Source organism: Candidatus Thiodiazotropha sp. LNASS1, from assembly GCF_964212655.1.
Classification (GTDB): domain Bacteria; phylum Pseudomonadota; class Gammaproteobacteria; order Chromatiales; family Chromatiaceae; genus Thiodiazotropha.
In genome coordinates, this window is the sequence record NZ_OZ156465.1 from 2,543,292 (window position 1) to 2,558,790 (window position 15,499).

The 15,499-nt window shown below is 50.0% G+C and carries 17 protein-coding genes and 1 tRNA gene; 4 read left to right on the forward strand and 14 right to left on the reverse strand.

The features are described from left to right. Nucleotides 1–267: 267 nt before the first annotated feature. Complete coding sequence (locus AB8516_RS11155; RefSeq protein ID WP_369160612.1) at nt 268–396, forward strand: hypothetical protein; 129 nt, start codon at nt 268–270, stop codon at nt 394–396. A 43-nt stretch (nt 397–439) separates the two neighbouring features. Here the strand turns inward: AB8516_RS11155 and AB8516_RS11160 are convergent, their stop codons facing one another. The 4 genes from AB8516_RS11160 to AB8516_RS11175 form a co-directional block, all read right to left on the reverse strand. Further along, nucleotides 440–877 (reverse strand): DoxX family protein, encoded by a 438-nt coding sequence (locus tag AB8516_RS11160; protein WP_369160614.1) that lies wholly within the window; start codon nt 875–877, stop codon nt 440–442. Between the two features lie 110 nt (nt 878–987). Continuing rightward, nucleotides 988–1,752 (reverse strand): putative DNA-binding domain-containing protein, encoded by a 765-nt coding sequence (locus AB8516_RS11165; RefSeq protein ID WP_369160615.1) that lies wholly within the window; start codon nt 1,750–1,752, stop codon nt 988–990. Next, the gene (locus AB8516_RS11170; protein ID WP_369160617.1) at nt 1,736–2,617 is read right to left on the reverse strand and encodes a DUF692 family multinuclear iron-containing protein; all 882 of its coding nucleotides are present in this window, start codon (nt 2,615–2,617) and stop codon (nt 1,736–1,738) included. The genes AB8516_RS11165 and AB8516_RS11170 overlap by 17 nt, the downstream gene beginning before the upstream one ends. 17 nt (nt 2,618–2,634) lie before the next feature. Next, nucleotides 2,635–2,892 carry a DUF2282 domain-containing protein gene (locus AB8516_RS11175; RefSeq protein WP_369160619.1) on the reverse strand — a complete coding sequence of 86 codons (258 nt, stop codon included), beginning with the start codon at nt 2,890–2,892 and terminating at the stop codon, nt 2,635–2,637. A 408-nt stretch (nt 2,893–3,300) separates the two neighbouring features. Here AB8516_RS11175 and AB8516_RS11180 point away from each other — a divergent pair, with 408 nt between their 5' ends. After that, nucleotides 3,301–4,965 (forward strand): acetolactate synthase large subunit, encoded by a 1,665-nt coding sequence (locus AB8516_RS11180; RefSeq protein ID WP_369160621.1) that lies wholly within the window; start codon nt 3,301–3,303, stop codon nt 4,963–4,965. Nucleotides 4,966–5,052: 87 nt separating this feature from the next. After that, nucleotides 5,053–6,561 (forward strand): FMN-binding glutamate synthase family protein, encoded by a 1,509-nt coding sequence (locus tag AB8516_RS11185; RefSeq protein ID WP_369160623.1) that lies wholly within the window; start codon nt 5,053–5,055, stop codon nt 6,559–6,561. A gap of 104 nt (nt 6,562–6,665) precedes the next feature. On the opposite strand, the gene AB8516_RS11190 is transcribed toward AB8516_RS11185, so the two are convergent. The 3 genes from AB8516_RS11190 to AB8516_RS11200 all read right to left on the reverse strand — a co-directional run bounded on the left by AB8516_RS11190 (nt 6,666) and on the right by AB8516_RS11200 (nt 8,692). Next, nucleotides 6,666–7,472, reverse strand: coding sequence for a DUF2063 domain-containing protein (locus AB8516_RS11190; RefSeq protein ID WP_369160625.1), 807 nt, complete (start codon nt 7,470–7,472; stop codon nt 6,666–6,668). Between the two features lie 11 nt (nt 7,473–7,483). Continuing rightward, complete coding sequence (locus tag AB8516_RS11195; protein ID WP_369160627.1) at nt 7,484–8,335, reverse strand: DUF692 domain-containing protein; 852 nt, start codon at nt 8,333–8,335, stop codon at nt 7,484–7,486. A gap of 90 nt (nt 8,336–8,425) precedes the next feature. Beyond that, on the reverse strand, nt 8,426–8,692 hold the full coding sequence (locus AB8516_RS11200) for a hypothetical protein (RefSeq protein ID WP_108292016.1): 267 nt from the start codon (nt 8,690–8,692) through the stop codon (nt 8,426–8,428). 302 nt (nt 8,693–8,994) lie between these two features. Here AB8516_RS11200 and AB8516_RS11205 point away from each other — a divergent pair, with 302 nt between their 5' ends. Further along, nucleotides 8,995–9,306, forward strand: coding sequence for a hypothetical protein (locus AB8516_RS11205; protein ID WP_108291906.1), 312 nt, complete (start codon nt 8,995–8,997; stop codon nt 9,304–9,306). Nucleotides 9,307–9,473: 167 nt separating this feature from the next. Here AB8516_RS11205 and AB8516_RS11210 read toward each other — a convergent pair whose 3' ends face one another. The 7 genes from AB8516_RS11210 to AB8516_RS11240 form a co-directional block, all read right to left on the reverse strand. Then, on the reverse strand, nt 9,474–9,914 hold the full coding sequence (locus tag AB8516_RS11210; protein WP_369160629.1) for a 2Fe-2S iron-sulfur cluster-binding protein: 441 nt from the start codon (nt 9,912–9,914) through the stop codon (nt 9,474–9,476). A 276-nt stretch (nt 9,915–10,190) separates the two neighbouring features. After that, nucleotides 10,191–10,266 (reverse strand) — tRNA-Thr (locus tag AB8516_RS11215). Nucleotides 10,267–10,309: 43 nt separating this feature from the next. Further along, the gene (locus tag AB8516_RS11220) at nt 10,310–11,179 is read right to left on the reverse strand and encodes a hypothetical protein (RefSeq protein WP_369160631.1); all 870 of its coding nucleotides are present in this window, start codon (nt 11,177–11,179) and stop codon (nt 10,310–10,312) included. A gap of 61 nt (nt 11,180–11,240) precedes the next feature. Beyond that, nucleotides 11,241–11,978, reverse strand: coding sequence for a type III pantothenate kinase (locus tag AB8516_RS11225; protein WP_369160633.1), 738 nt, complete (start codon nt 11,976–11,978; stop codon nt 11,241–11,243). Then, nucleotides 11,975–12,967, reverse strand: a complete 993-nt coding sequence (birA, locus tag AB8516_RS11230; RefSeq protein ID WP_369160635.1) for a bifunctional biotin--[acetyl-CoA-carboxylase] ligase/biotin operon repressor BirA — start codon at nt 12,965–12,967, stop codon at nt 11,975–11,977. Before birA ends, AB8516_RS11225 begins: the two co-directional genes overlap by 4 nt. Beyond that, nucleotides 12,951–14,768, reverse strand: coding sequence for a M61 family metallopeptidase (locus tag AB8516_RS11235; RefSeq protein WP_369160637.1), 1,818 nt, complete (start codon nt 14,766–14,768; stop codon nt 12,951–12,953). Before AB8516_RS11235 ends, birA begins: the two co-directional genes overlap by 17 nt. Further along, the gene (locus AB8516_RS11240) at nt 14,768–15,400 is read right to left on the reverse strand and encodes a hypothetical protein (protein WP_369160639.1); all 633 of its coding nucleotides are present in this window, start codon (nt 15,398–15,400) and stop codon (nt 14,768–14,770) included. The genes AB8516_RS11235 and AB8516_RS11240 overlap by 1 nt, the downstream gene beginning before the upstream one ends. Between the last annotated feature and the right edge of the window lie 99 nt (nt 15,401–15,499).

Here is a 15,499-nt window from a genome sequence, read left to right on the forward strand (position 1 = left end):
ACAAGTAATGTTAATTTCTTGGGCTTTCTTTCATTATACGTGATTTGCAAATCACAAGAGGGCACTGCACAAATCATTGATTATCAGCGTATTGCCTGACTTCTGATAAAAACCATCCCACCAGATGATCTAATAGCACATATATAACCAACAGAAAAGTAAGAGAATTAAATTCCAGCCGCAGAAACCGTATTTAGCTGATCACACAATCGGGGGGATATCGCCATCAGCACCAACCGGATTCGGCGACAATGGACAGAGACTGTTTTGCGACTTAACGACAATGTACGCCACCTTACACCCGGCCTGTCGAGTGTCAGCGACTTAACTCAATTGATTCGCTGCGTCTCCCCCGAAGCAATCCATCCACTCGAACATGGTGAATGGATTGAGTGATGGAACGCTTCAGGAGATCGGATTGTTAACAATAGTTGACAATTCACTTCCATATTAAGCGATCAAGAGAGACAAGGCCGCCTCCGTGGCGAATGAGATAGAGCATAGCCAGCGCCCACCACATATGCACATTCCAGGCATCCGGGTAGACAAACAGCTGGATCACGGCAGTCATGATTAACAATGAGAGGGCCGCGAAGCGGGTGAAGAGACCAAGCACCAGCAAAATGGGAAAAAAGTGTTCCGCATAAGTCGCCATGTAGGCAGCAATATTCGGTGGTATAAGCGGCACTCCGTATTCGTGCTCGAACAGCAGAAAGGTGGAATCGGAAATATCCAGAAAACCGGACACCTTACTCCTTCCGGACGACCAGAAAGTGTAAGCAATGGCCCCTCTGGCCAGCAGTGCGATCCCCCACTCCGGGATGGATTTGCCGATAAAGTCGAAAAGCCGTTGCATTGTATCGATGAGTGCGTTCATGGGAATCAACCATCCTAAATGTTATCTGTTATTGATCGTATTGTTGTTACGCAGAAACAGGTCATTCAGATTCTAAGAAACCGCTGACCAATTCAGAGGATTCCTAAAAATCACAGTGCACAGAAAGTTCCGTCGAACAGATATCGGGTAAAAAAGGCATTCAGGTCGAATTCCGGTTCCGTTTCCGCTGCATGGCTATAGGCCTCGGCAATGGTATCAGCGGATGCCAGCCTCTGGAGAAAAGTCAGGGCACCCGGGGTCATCTCCCTGATCTCAACCTCTGCCTTGGGGCGTATCACGACGATTTGCGACCCACCCTCATCAAGCGAGACGGTTTCATCCACCCGGTTACTCTGATTAGCCGACCAGATACGATAAATGGGATAAACGGATCCAATGCAGCGCATTGAGGGATGTGGCCTCAACCGGAGGTGATCCAGTTCATCCGAAGGCAGTTTGGCGATCTGCCGCTGTTCCAATGGCGCGGCATCATCGGCATGATAGGCGGCGGTCCATGCATACTCCAATCTTGCCACATCCGACAGGTAGGGTAGTCCGGAGAGTTCAGGCACCGCTGCAAGAAATTCGGCAAATCGCTCGCCATACAACAGCAGTGCACGATCCATGGGGGGATATTTGCGCACATAGGCTGTGGCCAGCATGCGAAAGGCTTCATCCCCCAACAGTCGCTTGATGACCGGATACATATCGGCAAGGGCATCACCGTTTAAAACGATGAAGTTATTACGATAGACGTTGAATCGCTGTACTTGAAGACCGTCATCCACAATCTCTTCGAGCAGCGCCTGAGCTGGTGGCTCCGATGAACGGAGGCCATCGCAAAACAGCTGTTGCAATTCAGACAGTGGCTTCATGGTACTGCTCACTGGCTGTCCTGATAATCTCTTCGGCAAAGCAAACCTCTCTGAAGAGTTCAGGAAACTCAGGGATGTTGCTGTCCCATTCGATCAGTGTCGGTACCGTGCCGTTGCTGTTGATATAGTTTTCATACAGCCGCCACACTTCACTACAGACCGGCGAACCATGATCATCCACCCGTAGTGTTGAACCCTCCAGGTCCTGGGTTGAATGTCCGGCAAGATGTATCTCCTCCACCATATCGTGTGGAACCGCCGACATATACTCATCCAATGACCAGCCATGGTTGCTGCAGGAAACGAAAACGTTGTTGATATCCAGAAGCAGGCCGGCACCGCTTCGCCTGGCGGCCTCGACATAGAACACCTGTTCCGGTATTTCGTTCTGTTTGAATTGTAGATATGTCGAAGGATTTTCGATAAGTATCTTCCTGCCAAGAAACTCTTGTACCTGATCTATATGTTCAACAATCAACTTCAATGTGGTTTCCGTATAGAACAACGGGATCAAATCATGGGTATACCATTCATAACCATGGCTCCAGGATAGATGTTCCGAAACCAGTCCCGGCTCAAATCGCTCCACCAACGACTTCAGACTTTTCAGGTGTGCGGTATCCAGCGGCAGATGACTGCCGAGTGATGTTCCGACACTGTGCAGGGAAATCGGATAGTCGGCACGGATACGCTCCAGGTAGTGCAGCGGCGGACCTCCACGCCCCATATAGTTCTCCGGGTGAATCTCGAACCAGCCTATATCCGGCTGCTGATCGATAATCGCCTGATAGTGCTTTGGCTTCAAACCGGCCCCGGCCCTGACGGGTACCGGGGCTGCCACCGATTGCAGTGATTTATCTTTCATCGGTTTTCGCGTTAGGCTTACTTCGCTTCCAGGGTACCGCCGACGATCTTTTCACAGGTACCTTTCAGCACAAGCATCCAGGCATTTCCCTGAGCATCGACCGTTGAGGTACCCGCGCAACTGGTACCCGGCCCTGCTGCACAATCATTCTTTCCCGCTTTGGCGACACCGTAGCACTTCTCGGTATCGGCGGCATTTGCCACGCTCATTGGCGACAGTGCCAATGCTGATGTTATGGCGCCGGCTACAATTGCGCTAGTGGTCGTTTTATTCATTTCTCTCCTCCTAATTTCAGGACTGTACATATAGTTAAATAGATAATGGCGAGGCACAGATTACTTTCACCCTCGGCACTATTGTACTTCAAAAAATGCCGCCCAATTTTTCAGCGAGTGGTAGTGTTAACATAAGCTTAACTTTGTTTATTACACCTGACCTCATATAACCACCTATTTAAATCATATAGTTACGTAATTCTCACAGAACAAGATCAAGTGTTGCGCCAGGAACGGCGAGCGCAATCGTGATACTCTCTTTATCTATTCGTTATAACCTTATTACAAAAAGACCTTCTTAAAACCCTCAATCTACTACTGTTGTACCTATACGTTGGTCAATAGAAGACAGATGCACTATCTGTCCCATAAGTGGATTTAACCCCGGCAACCTGTGGAGATCATGTTATGAAGGCTTCAGGGCTAATGGTGAAGTGTTTGGAAAACGAGGGTATCGAATATGTCTTCGGTGTACCGGGTGAAGAGAATGCCGACTTCATGATGTCGCTGGAACAGTCCGACAAGATAAAATTCATATTGACACGCCATGAGCAAGGCGCAGCATTCATGGCGGAAATCTACGGCCGTCTTAGCGGCAATCCCGCTGTCTGTCTTGGTACTCTCGGACCGGGGGCCACCAACCTGATCACCGGTGTCGCCGATGCCAATATGGACCGGGCGCCTGTGTTGGTTTTGACCGGACAGGGTTCCACCGCCCGTCTGCACAAAGAGTCACATCAGATCATGGATGTGGTGGATATGTTCAAACCCGTCACAAAATGGGCCACCAGTATATACAATGCAGTGACCATCCCCGAAGTTGTACGCAAAGCGGTGCGTATTGCACGCACCGAAAAGCCTGGCGCTGTTCACATCGAACTCCCGGAGGATATTGCCAAACATCAGGTTTCGGCAGAACCGCTGGATCCACGACGGTTTCGCCGTTCGGTGGTGGACGACAAGATTCTCGATCAATCCTTTGACTTGATCACCCATGCCAAGCGGCCTGTCATCATAGCCGGCAATGGCGCAATTCGCCGCCGTGCCGCCAAACAGCTCCGCCTCTTTTGCGAGAAAACGGGTATCGGTGTCTTGAGTACCTTCATGGCCAAGGGCGCAGTCGATATGGATGCAGACTACTGTCTCTACACGATTGGACTTGGCAGCAAGGATTATCCGACCCTGGCTATCGATGAGGCCGATCTGGTAATCACCCTTGGTTTCGATATGGTCGAATACCACCCGAAACTATGGAACCCCCACAAGAACAAGCCCATCATTCATGCCGATTTCCTGCCCGCGGAGATCGATGAGTATTACCATCCTCAAGTCGAACTGGTGGGTGATCTCGCGCATACCTTGTGGATGCTGAATCAACGCCTGACGACCCATGGCATTCCCAAGTACGACCTGGCCCAGCAAGCAGAAACCCGGCGATTGATGCAGAACGAATTGGCCGAACACGCCAACGACGACACTTCGGGGACGATACGTCCACAAAAGATGTTGTGGGATATCCGTCATGTAATGGGGCCGGAGGATATCCTTCTCTCCGATGTCGGTGCACATAAGATGTGGATTGCACGGCACTACCACTGCCATCAACCCAACACCTGCCTGATACCCAACGGCTTCTGTTCCATGGGTTTCGCCCTGCCCGGCGCTATCGCCGCCAGCCTGGTGGCGCCACAGCGACGTATCCTTGGCATTTCAGGTGATGCCGGTTTTTTGATGAACGTCCAGGAAATGGAGACTGCGAAACGACTACACAGCAATCTGGTCATGTTGATCTGGGAGGATCATGCCTACGGTCTGATCGCCTGGAAGCAGGAAAGCGAATTTGGCCGGCATACAGACCTGTCATTCGATAATCCCGATTGGATGCAATTAGCCGGCGCATTCGGCTGGCACGGTCATCGCGTTGAGCAAAGTAACCAGTTTGCGGATACTTTGGAAACAGCATTCAAGCAACAGGGACCGAGCCTGATCGTAGTGCCTGTCGACTACAGTGAGAACATGGCCCTTACACGACGCCTGGGTGAGATGACAGAACCTTGCCCGGTCGCCAGTTAATTTTGGAAAACCAGGAATTTTGTTTGTGCATAACAGCCACACGTTGGATAAATTACAGGTGGAAAGAACAATAAGTGGAGTTCGACAATGATGACAGCAGTCACAGAAAGCTGGGTATTCACGATATTCGAGATACTGTCGGTTATGTTTGTTTTCCTTCTCGGAATGGGGGTACTCACATTGATCGTTCTCTACATCATCGATATCACCCAAACTCAGCAGACCATCCGACGCAACTACCCGGTGATTGGTCGATTTCGCTATTTCTTCGAACATCTGGGTGAATTTTTCCGCCAATACTTTTTCGCCATGGACAGGGAGGAGATGCCTTTCAACCGGGCTGAACGGTCCTGGGCCTATCGGGCCGCAAAGAATGAAAGCAACACCATTGCATTTGGGTCGACCCGGGATCTGCGGCCAACCGGCTCCGTACTCTTTGTCAACTGCCCCTACCCGACCCTGGGCGAGGATGCGGTACCGGCGACGGAGGTGGTTATCGGCCCGGGTTGTAAGACACCCTATACAACCGACTCCCTTATCAATATCTCCGGGATGAGTTACGGCGCCTTGTCGGTACCCGCGATACGCGCTCTATCAGCCGGCGCCCGGCAAGCGGGATGCTGGATGAATACCGGCGAGGGGGGTCTGTCACCCTACCATCTCGAAGGCGGTGCGGACCTGGTATTTCAAATAGGCACTGCCAAATTCGGTGTGCGCGACCGGGAAGGAAACCTCTCTGACGAACGGCTGATGGAGATTGCCGCGCATGACACAGTACGCATGTTTGAAATCAAACTCAGTCAAGGTGCTAAGCCGGGGAAAGGCGGCATACTGCCCGCCGCTAAAGTCACTCGTGAGATTGCGCAAATTCGCGGTATCGAAGAGGGCCGGGATGCAATCAGCCCCAATCGACACCCTGACATCAATTGCGCGGATGACCTGCTGAACATGATCGAACGGATCCGGCGCGTTAGCGGAAAACCTGTCGGTTTCAAGACCGTAGTCGGGGCCTATGGCTGGCTGGAAACGCTGTTCGAAACGATTAATAAAAGAGGCCCGGCATGCGCACCCGACTTTATCACGGTTGACGGAGCAGACGGCGGAACAGGCGCAGCTCCCATGGCGTTGATGGATTATGTGGGATTGCCGCTCAGCGAGAGCCTGCCCATGGTCATCGACATGCTGTGCGAATATGGCCTGAGAGAGCGTGTCAAGGTTGTCAGCTCCGGCAAGCTGATTACCCCTGCAGGGGTAGCCTGGGCATTAGCTGTCGGCGCCGATTTCGTCGCTTCCGCCAGAGGGTTCATGTTCGCCCTGGGCTGCATCCAGGCATTGCAGTGCAATAAGAACACTTGCCCGACAGGTATCACCACGCATAATCCGAAACTCCAGCGTGGATTGGTATCCAGCGACAAAGCCGTACGCGTGGCCAACTATGTAAAGAACATGAACTATGAGGTCGGCCTCCTGGCACACTCATGTGGCGTACGGGAGCCTCGGGAACTGAAACGCTTTCATGCGAGAATAGTGATGGAAAATGGGAAGTCCATGCCGCTGGATGTCCTCTATCCACCAAAATCACCTGCTTCAGCCTGATCGCGCCTGCAATCATTGTATCGTAATTTAGGGAAGTGGCTGCCGTCTTTTTTAGGAGATAAAAAGAGCCATAACAGACAGGGCGGTCAAAATACCGGGATCAATCAGGAAGCGGAGATAATCTCGGTTATCAAGCCTTGTCGAATCCAGCCTTTTAGCAAACCCGCCGCCCGCATCGATACACTATCCAGATCAATCCGACTCGCCAGTATTTCACATGCATCTTCGAAGGTAGAGCCGTTGCGCAGAGAATCGAGGGCCAACTGTTCGTCCTCCTCAAGGGAACGGAATCGTGTGACCAGATCCTGACGCCAGATCAACCAAGCGTCACTATGTGTCTGTGTACAGATCGGTTCAACTTCGAGTGGCGGATCCGCGGTAAGCGCCTTCCAAATGGTTGGCACATTCCATTCAAGGTCGATGCGGCGGACGCTCGGGCAAAACCCAAACCTCAGCATCGGCCATGCATCAGCTGCTATGGATGCCATTTCCTGCTCCGTAACGAGTTCACAATCCGCGGCATCGAATGCCTGTCCTAATGTCCATTCAAACTTTGCCAGTTCTGGTAGCCAGGCTAAATCATGGATGTCATGATTCGTTTCAACCTGCTCGTTTAGATAGTCAGGAAATCGGCAGCCGAAATCGCGAAGACTGAAAAAGCGTGAAGGGTGTTGCTGTATGTACCCTTCTGTGAGGAGATCGAAATGATCACCGCTGATTGCCATGCTGACGGCGGGATAGTCATTCGTCATCACCTCTTTCAAACGTGCGACATAGGCATTCGCATAAACGGAAAGCTGATACTGTGCAGACGTACGACCCCCTCCGTTTACCCATGAGATCTGGTTTTCATTTCCAGGCTCCAGTATAAACCGCTGAAATCGTGACTGTAATTCACCCAGGTGTTTCATTGTCGACACTCTTATGCTACCTGATCTTCAAAGCTGGTTTCACCGATACGCCGCACACGATCAAGTTCCTGCAGCAAATCCGCAAGTGGCGGTATATTGTCATCGCGTTCGATCATCGTACTGACACGGCCAAAGCGCTGAATAGCCTCTGCGTATAACTCATAAACCGGATCTGCGATAGGGTGATCATGGGTATCTATGATCAGGTTTTCCTCTTGGGTATGGCCTGCCAGATGAATCTGATAGATACGTTTACTGGGCATCGCCTGTACAAAATCAGAGGGATCGAAATTATGGTTATAGGCGCTGACATAGATATTGTTGATATCCAGCAACACAAGACAGTCGGCGCGCTCCGCAACTTCGCGCAGAAACTCCCATTCACTCAATTGAGATTCACTATAGCTAATGTAACTCGATACATTTTCCAACAGCATCTGCCGCCCCAGATAGTCCTGCACTCTGTTGATACGCTCTACCACATGATCAAGCGCCTCTTCTGTATAGGGCAAGGGCAACAGATCGTGCAAATTCAGTTTGTTCACACCGGTCCAGCAGAGGTGATCGGAAAACCACTCAGGCTCCACCCTTTCTATCAGCGCCTTGAGTTTTTTCAGATAGGTATAATCCAGTGGTTCTATACTGCCGATAGACATCGACACGCCATGCATAACCATTGGATAAAGCTCACGGATTCGACTCAAGTAATGAAGCGGCTTACCCCCGTCCACCATGTAATTCTCGGATATAATCTCAAACCAGTCGACATCCGGCCTCGACTCGAGCACGTCATCGTAGTGCTGTCTGCGCAGACCCAATCCATAACCGAGAAAAGGCCTTTGACCACCTATAAATTCGCTCACAACACCCCCCCAACAGACAAACAGTAAAATTGCAGCCTGGGAACTGGCATCACTATCCTCGGATAGCGCACCAGTCCGGCTGCGCTATAACTATCCCTCTGGCTTTTCGGTTGATCCACCAATATCATCACAGGCTTTCTTTGACATATTCACAAAGCCCTGACCTTTGCACGAAGCTTGCCCTTTACAGGCATTATTGGCAGTCTTACAGTCATTATGTCCTTTGCATTTATTGACACCATAACAGTGTACATTCGCGTCACTTCCCGCCTGTACCGTAGACACAGGGGCAACGGAAAACAGTGAAGCGGCACCTGATGCCAGTGCAATCGAGGCAAACTTTCTGCGAGTAATCATGAGTATCTCCTTCGGTTTTTTAATCATATCTGTTATTAACACCAAGGCCTTGCCATAGGCGTGATTCAATTCTTGTGAATAAATATCACGTAAGTATCACGGCAAAGTAACAATAGTTTTCACGCAGCCTATAAGCCGGAAACAGCAATACGCATGCTGTTACCATGGTTCTGGCATATGGTCATTGGATACAGAATGGTAATTGCTTAATCGCTTATAGTTATTGGGCAAGCTGTAGACACTGCCGCTTGAGGCGGATCTGCTATCTTGAGTAGGTAAGTGAATAGTTCGAGGGCCACGCAATGAGTTTATATGAACGCTTTTACAGGCGACCGATTATTACCTTCATAGTCCTGATCGCATCCGGTCTGACATTCGGTGCAATGACCGTCAATATTTTTCGCCTGTTTGCCGCCAACTGGAATTTTATTTTGACCTATGGGCTCTTGGCTTTACGTGAGGGTGCGTTAACACAGACGATGGAACTATTGATAACCGGTATGCTTTCAATGGTATTTTTTCTGCTATTCAAGTTTTGTGAGAAAATATTGATTGACCGTATAAGCAGCTACACTTTTTCCCTAACACGCATTGCGAACAAAAAGAAGACATAAGAGACTGCGGCACAAAATAGAGTGAATTAACCCCCGCTTGATACGGTAAATATCGGAATAACGTATTACTTATGTTTAACCTGTCGGTTTAATTTGAAGTTTTTGTGGGATTTTTTCTGTACCTACCACAGCAGCGAATATACGATGAATGAGAGGTGTTGATAATGTTATTTTTCCAGTATCAGATCCGTTTTTGGTTTTGAGATACATAACAGACAGTAACCACGCCCGGGATTGATGGCCGGCACTTGAGTATATTCGACTTCACCTTGGACAAGCCTGGTACGACAGGAACCACACTCTCCCGCCCGGCATAGAGATTCAACTTCAACACCCCTGGATTCAGCGAATTCCAGCAAGGAGTCATGTGATTGGATCCAACGATAGCACTTACCACTTTCGCTAAAGTTAACGATCACATCCAATGCAGGTTCAATCGGTGGTCTATCTATCGCCTCATCACAAATGCCATTTATATAAGTGGATGATTCAACAGCAGAACTCTCTCCGGAATCGAGCAGAGTCTTGTCTCGCCGCAGCAACAAACGAATCCCCGCCGAGAAGATCGCCAGAGCCAAAATGGCGGTAATTATGATTAAATCGCCCATTACCATATTCCTATCGACAAGGCCTGATATAGGACTGACCATCCTGAGTATGCACGGAATAGCTTAAGTAACGATGAAGAGGCCTGTGACAAGGATCACGGATACACGAACCTTATAGCCTGCATGTGAATCCTGGCCATTAGCCACCCTGTTTACAGCTGATTCAAGCATGCATTGTTGGAGATAAAGGGCGTCCAGCATGCACCGGTGTCAGTCATCGGGACGACAACATTTTGCACAACCAGAGTTAAAAAACCAGTCAGTATTTGAGAATATTGGAGCCGGCGAGAGGATTCGAACCCCCGACCAGCTGATTACAAATCAGCTGCTCTACCAACTGAGCTACGCCGGCTGGAGAGTGCGAATTCTATGCGTTTCTGTGTCTTGTGGCAAACTTAACGGCATGCAGTCTCCTTTGCTTCGAGATCAGGAAATTTGGCGAATAGATCTTTCCAGCCCTTTTTGTTATCGGATGTAGGTGTACCCTCTTGAAAATAGAGCCAATATTTGGTTTTTTGACGATAGCGTGGCTTGATAATCGCTTCATATCCGAGGTCTATAATCTCATTTTTCCGCGCCTCCGCACGCTCCTCGTTACGGAACAGGCCGAGTGATATAGCATGTACGAGTTCACCGCTGGTAAATCGCCACAAATCGCTCACACCGTCCCCCTCCAGGCGATTTGAGATTTCGATCGCTTCCCGCCTGGTGGCTTGCGGGGGGATTAAAACCCAGACACCCGCCTGCTCATTACTGGTCTCCGACTGCAACTCCGGTTTCAAACCCAACGCGCGCAGACTTACGGAGACGATCTCAGCGTCAGAACGGCTTTCCAGGTAACCGATCGTTCGACATACCGGTATCACTTCCGGTGCCGGTATCTCAGCCACAGTACTTTCACTCTCTGGCATGTCAAACTCGGGTTCGGCGGGAGTCTCAGCTTCTGCAATGGGAACCTCAGGCAGAGGCTCTGCAATCGGTTCGGTAGGGGCCCGCTCCTCCAAAGACAGATCAGCATCCGGTGTCTCAGTTCGATCATCAGATGAGTCCTGTTGTAGGTGGTCGGCATCCGAATCGTTCACACCGGCAAGTACAACATCATCGGTAACGCTTGGCTCAGTTTTCAACGCCGCAATCTCTTCATAGAGAAAGAGTTCGCCCACGTCCGGCAAGCCATTCTCAACATTTTTTTCTGCCTTCTGAGGGTAGATCAGGATAAACATCCCCAAATTCGCCAGCAGCAGAATGAAAAAGAGCCATTTCATAACAATACTTTATCTGTTGTGTTCATTTCGCATCCTGTGGCGAAGTCATTCAGTGCGTTGACTACCCCGCTTGACCAGACTGTAAACGCAACCCGCCCAGAACCAGACCATGTACGACTTGGTGGGACACTTCAAGGTGGCGTGTCAACAATTCCGCATCGCCACCCGTAACAACGCAAAGGACATCACCCATTTCCCGTGCCTGCAGTGTTTGATACAGTTTTTCCACGGTCGCACATTGAGCCACAATGGCGCCTGTAAGGATGCCGGATGCGGTATCGGTAGCGAAGCAATCGCCAATCTCACCGGTATCATAATGCGGGATATCGGTATTTTGTCTCAGACAATGGGCAAATACCCGCAATCCCGGCAAGATGATACCACCGATATGTCGTCCCTCTCCGTCCATGGCATCGATCGTTGTCGCTGAACCGCAGTCTACGACAATCTGGGGTAATTCCGAAAGGGCACGCGCCGCGATAAGTGCCAACCAACGGTCGACACCCAGTTGACCAGGCTGTTTATATCCGTTTGTTACTCCGTACTCCCGCTGCCGTGTTTCAGCGAATAACGGCATTATCTGCCAATGCCGTTCAATCCAGCCCAGCAGTTTCGCATCAATATCCTGTTGGCGCACACTGGCGATATAGACCGCTTCTGGCTTCTTCAATTTAAGCCAGGCCTGTTCAATCGCAGCTGGGAGATTGCGTGATTCCGCCTGATGCAGGATATCAACGTGCAGGTCATCTTCGGTTGCCCATTTGATGGCCGAGTTGCCTATATCAACATAGAGTTTCATCTTCTTTCATCAACCAGTTGCCGAAGACTCACCTCACCGGCGTGAAATGACTGCTCCTTGCCATTGCATCGCAACCGGATCGCTCCATTCAGATCAATTCCCAAATGTTCCCCCGCGTGGACCTGGCTATGGCTGCGAATTTCCACCTCTCGACCCAATAGCAGATCATGCCTATGCCACTCATCAAGAAATGATTGCATACCATCGGACTGATACTGCCGTATCACATCTCTCAGATGTTGGATCATCCTAGATGCCAGTTCGCTGCGGGTCGGCCTGGTGATATTTGGAATAGAATCCAGATCGATCCACGGTTGGTCTATATCACCGCCATGACTGCCCAACCGGGTATTCAGACCGACACCGATAACAATCTGCGAGGGACCACTGGCCTCCCCCGTTATTTCCAGGAGAAGACCGGCCAATTTTTTGCCTTGCCACAATATATCATTAGGCCATTTAAGTCCGGCCTGATCACAGTTCAGCTCATGCAACAAGCGCACAATCGCAATAGCCGAAGCCAAGCTGAGTCCCGCAATCTGCATCGGCGGATGTTCGAAATGCCACAACATTGAGAAATAGATATTTCTACCGAAAGGTGAGATCCACTTACGACCATGCCTGCCCTTACCAGCCAATTGCTGTTCCGCCAGGCATACGGTCCCTGACTCAGCACCCGAAGCTGCCTGCTTCATCAACCAACTGTTGGTGGAATCTATAGAGGCGTGCAGAACCAATGCCGGTGGCGCCTCATCATCGACATCGCTCAGTAGTTTAAGAATGGCGTCATGATTCAGAAGATCAAGCGGTTCACGCAAGCGATATCCTCTCCCTGTCACCGCATCGATCTCGAGATTATATTCCTCCTTCAATTGTTTGAGTTTTTTCCAAACTGAAGAGCGCGTCACGTCCAACAGACGTCCCAACTCCTGACCTGAGTGAAACCGTCCATCCGCCAATCTATGAATTAAATCATGATGCCGGTACATGGCCCTTTAACCAGTTATTAAGACGCTGCTGCTGAATGCTGCCGGGATGTTGGGGGAGATAGATGGTACAGGTATCGGCCTCAGCCGGATGCGCAGTGAAATGGATAACTTTTAACTCATCCCTGCGAAATACATGCATCTCAATAGATACTCCCTCCTGTTGCCTGGCGATGTATTGTTCCATCTGTTTTGCATTCATGCTCAACCCATCTACGGCAACGATCTCGTCACCCGCCGCCAGCCCTGCCTGCTGAGCTCCACCACCATCAAATACCTGCAAAATCCGAATCCTCTTTTCCAACTGTTTCCATTTAGCGCCCAATACCGGTTTGGCTGGAGCGACCTTTGGCGGTTCTGTTACCACCCTGCCCTGATCCTCACTGGATTTAGCGGGAAGCAGATGAAGCTCTACAGCAAACTCGGCCAAGATCTCGGCAAGTGGTAACTCCTCTGTTGAACGGACCCCAAGATCAAACAGTGGCTGCAGATCCAGGGATGTCACTTCAACCACGAGTTTTTCAAATCCATCCTCCGGAACACCCACTGAGCGACGACCATATCGTTGCCACATCTCGCGCATTACATCATCAAGTGAACATGAGTTGTCACTCTGCAGGCGTATGCTCAAATCGAGCAGGAGGGCGAACAGGGCACCTTTGGCATAGTAACTTACGATCGCATTGGGCGCGTTCTCGTCCTGTTTATAGAATTTTGTCCAGGCATCGAAACTCGACTCCTCCAGGGTTTGTTTATGTCTCCCGCTGTTTCTCATCACACGCGTGATTGTTTCCGCCATCATTTCAAAGTAGGCCTTTCGCTCAATCACGCCGCTCCTGACAAGGATCAGTTCATCGTAATAGGACGTGATCCCCTCAAAAATCCATAACTGACGGGTGTACACCTCTGCTGCTGTCCCCTGTTGCAGAAATACTTCCGGTGTTATCCGCTTGACGTTCCAAAGGTGGAAATACTCATGACTGCAGAGTGCCAACAGTTTTCGATAACCGGTTGTGACGCCTTCATCGCCCCGTTTTGGCAGATCGTCCCTGCCAATCATAAGGCTGGTGGAGTTACGGTGTTCCAATCCTCCATAACCATTACCGACCACTTGAAGTAAAAAGAGATAATGCGATATCGGCAATTCACCGAACAGCTCCACCTGTTCATGGCAGATCCGACCTAAATCACTGCAAAACCGCTGCAATTCAGCGTCATGTACACCGCTGATAACCAATCGATGCCGTTGATCATTCACCATGAAGTCAGCGTCGCTAAAATCTCCTGCCTCAATGGGATAGTCGATCAGTGCTTCATAACAATCACAGAGGTAGTTACCAAACCCTGCTTCATCGATATGCTCCGCCGGCATAGCGGTAGCCAGACGCCACTCTTCGGCATAACTCTCCCCCGGACGATCAATACTCAGCCTGCAGGACTCATTTTCAAATCCAGTGACGCCTAAGAACAGACACGGTCCATTGATATATGCTTGTTCGGTATCGAAATACGCAGTTCTGACGGTCAGTTCCCAAGCATAAACCGTGTACACGATACGCAGTTCACCTGCCACCGATGATACACGCCAACTCTGCTTGTCAAGCTTGACCAGCTCAATAGGTTCACTTCCTGACAATGCCTGGATGGATACTATATTGCGGGCGAAATCACGCACCATGTAGCTACCACGTATCCAGCCGGGAAGGTAGATTATCTGCCCATTGGTATCGGGCTGCTTCACGGTTAGCTCGACTTCAAACAGATGCGCTTGGGGTGATTTGAAGCTTAGCTTGTACTCAATCATTACCTGTCCCACTGCATGACCGCCTGTTCGCCTTTTTGATTTACCGGACGTGCTATCAAACCGGCATGGTTTGCACTGACCTGGTAGTGAGCACCTGCTTCAATCGGCATATACACCGAACTGCCATACATTGTATCAACCATGCCAAAATGATCGGTCAGGTTAGCGATTATGCTGTCGATAATCTCATAGTCCTCATGCAGATTATAAACCTTGATAACGCGATTGCCCGGTACCACATATCGCCCCGACAGCGCATCCAAACGCACAACCGGATCCTTTCCAAGCAACGCAACCCACGGTTTCCATTTGATAAAACGCGCATCCAACCGCCACTCGCGTGCTGAAAGAGCATAGTTTCTGCGCTTACCGTTGACCGTCAACCTCAGGGATGCGGTCCCGGCATCAACGGTAACGATCTCAACCTCAGCCAGTACACGTTCCTTGGTCAACTGAATATAGCTCTGAACATTAAACAGCAGCATTGAGATAAAGGTTGCAACGAGCAGAACAATCAGACCCAACAAACCGTTCAGGCTTGCTGCAATGAGCTTCCTTTTGAAAACAAATTGACGAACCGCCAATCCAGTCAGCAGGAAACCGAAGACAAGTAGCGTCAGTGAGAGAATCATAGTCTATTCAATTGCAATCCGATTTCACGATCTTTGAGATCACAATCTAACACGTTATCGTTAAATCCGAGCCAGGGAACCTATACTGGTTCACATCGA

Bases quoted from the DNA above. Each gene is read 5' to 3' on its own strand.
- AB8516_RS11160 (WP_369160614.1), bottom strand. From the start codon at position 877: ATGAACGCACTCATCGATACAATGCAACGGCTTTTCGACTTTATCGGC.
- AB8516_RS11165 (WP_369160615.1), bottom strand. From the start codon at position 1,752: ATGAAGCCACTGTCTGAATTGCAACAGCTGTTTTGCGATGGCCTCCGT.
- AB8516_RS11170 (WP_369160617.1), bottom strand. From the start codon at position 2,617: ATGAAAGATAAATCACTGCAATCGGTGGCAGCCCCGGTACCCGTCAGG.
- AB8516_RS11175 (WP_369160619.1), bottom strand. From the start codon at position 2,892: ATGAATAAAACGACCACTAGCGCAATTGTAGCCGGCGCCATAACATCA.
- AB8516_RS11180 (WP_369160621.1), top strand. From the start codon at position 3,301: ATGAAGGCTTCAGGGCTAATGGTGAAGTGTTTGGAAAACGAGGGTATC.
- AB8516_RS11185 (WP_369160623.1), top strand. From the start codon at position 5,053: ATGATGACAGCAGTCACAGAAAGCTGGGTATTCACGATATTCGAGATA.
- AB8516_RS11190 (WP_369160625.1), bottom strand. From the start codon at position 7,472: ATGAAACACCTGGGTGAATTACAGTCACGATTTCAGCGGTTTATACTG.
- AB8516_RS11200 (WP_108292016.1), bottom strand. From the start codon at position 8,692: ATGATTACTCGCAGAAAGTTTGCCTCGATTGCACTGGCATCAGGTGCC.
- AB8516_RS11205 (WP_108291906.1), top strand. From the start codon at position 8,995: ATGAGTTTATATGAACGCTTTTACAGGCGACCGATTATTACCTTCATA.
- AB8516_RS11210 (WP_369160629.1), bottom strand. From the start codon at position 9,914: ATGGGCGATTTAATCATAATTACCGCCATTTTGGCTCTGGCGATCTTC.
- AB8516_RS11220 (WP_369160631.1), bottom strand. From the start codon at position 11,179: ATGAAATGGCTCTTTTTCATTCTGCTGCTGGCGAATTTGGGGATGTTT.
- AB8516_RS11225 (WP_369160633.1), bottom strand. From the start codon at position 11,978: ATGAAACTCTATGTTGATATAGGCAACTCGGCCATCAAATGGGCAACC.
- birA (WP_369160635.1), bottom strand. From the start codon at position 12,967: ATGTACCGGCATCATGATTTAATTCATAGATTGGCGGATGGACGGTTT.
- AB8516_RS11235 (WP_369160637.1), bottom strand. From the start codon at position 14,768: ATGATTGAGTACAAGCTAAGCTTCAAATCACCCCAAGCGCATCTGTTT.
- AB8516_RS11240 (WP_369160639.1), bottom strand. From the start codon at position 15,400: ATGATTCTCTCACTGACGCTACTTGTCTTCGGTTTCCTGCTGACTGGA.